This window comes from Mesorhizobium sp. M5C.F.Ca.IN.020.32.2.1 (assembly GCF_004023105.1).
GTDB classification, from domain to species: domain Bacteria; phylum Pseudomonadota; class Alphaproteobacteria; order Rhizobiales; family Rhizobiaceae; genus Mesorhizobium; species Mesorhizobium wenxiniae.
The window spans coordinates 1-820 of record NZ_RZSX01001454.1; the positions used below are offsets into that span (position 1 = coordinate 1).

Below are 820 nucleotides of genomic sequence, written 5' to 3' on the forward strand. Positions count from 1 at the left end.
GGGTCATCGGCATCGACTTGAGCAAGCGTCATCAATGAGCCCTCGCCTGATTGCACTGAAAACCGCGCCCACGAATGACGGCATTCTGGCGCAAAAGTGCAACAAACTGAGGCCGCGCAGATGACCGCTGTGGAAGCCGCTATCACGGGGCCAACGACCGGAATGAGGGCGCTGAGCTGTCATCGTCATCACGCAATTCGACTTCCTCGCCGCGGTGCATCTTCACCTGCTCCTGGTCGCGCGTACGCCAAGCTACGACATAGTTCGAATGAATGTCCGTCCCTCCAAAACCGGCTTAAAAACCGGTTTAATTCCGAAAACTAGGCCGGTGAGCGCGGAGTCATGATCTCTGAAAGAGTAGCGCTTTCAATTGGTTGGAATGGCGCGCCCGAAGAGATTCGAACTCCTGACCCCCAGATTCGTAGTCTGGTGCTCTATCCAGCTGAGCTACGGGCGCGCAACAGGCCATGCTTGCATGGCCCGCGATCCGATCCTTAACGACCGGCCGCGATGTGACGTGTTCCCTAGCGACTGAATTTCCGAAAAGCAAGCCGATCCGGCAAAAGTTTTGTTGTTCGTGCGTTGACGAGGATCGGGTGGGCAAGGATCAGGCCGGGCGGCGCAGGCCGTTGCGGGCCTGGTCGAGCCGGACCGGCTGGTCGGGAATGGTTACCGCGAAGGTGGTGCGGCCGCCTCTGCTTTCGACAAGCTCCACCGTGCCGCCATGGGCGCGGATCAATTCATAGGCGATTGCCAAGCCGAGCCCGGTGCCGCCGCTGCGGGCCGAGCCGCGGAACGCCGCGAACAGGTTCTCGCGCGC

At 60.5% G+C, this 820-nt stretch carries 1 protein-coding gene and 1 tRNA gene; both read right to left on the reverse strand.

Annotated elements, in window-relative coordinates; genetic code table 11:
* Positions 1–380 precede the first annotated feature (380 nt).
* Positions 381–457, reverse strand: a tRNA-Arg gene (locus EOA86_RS36725).
* Positions 458–607: 150 nt separating this feature from the next.
* A partial coding sequence (locus EOA86_RS36730) for an ATP-binding protein (RefSeq protein ID WP_164892415.1) occupies positions 608–820 on the reverse strand: 213 nt, incomplete at its 5' end.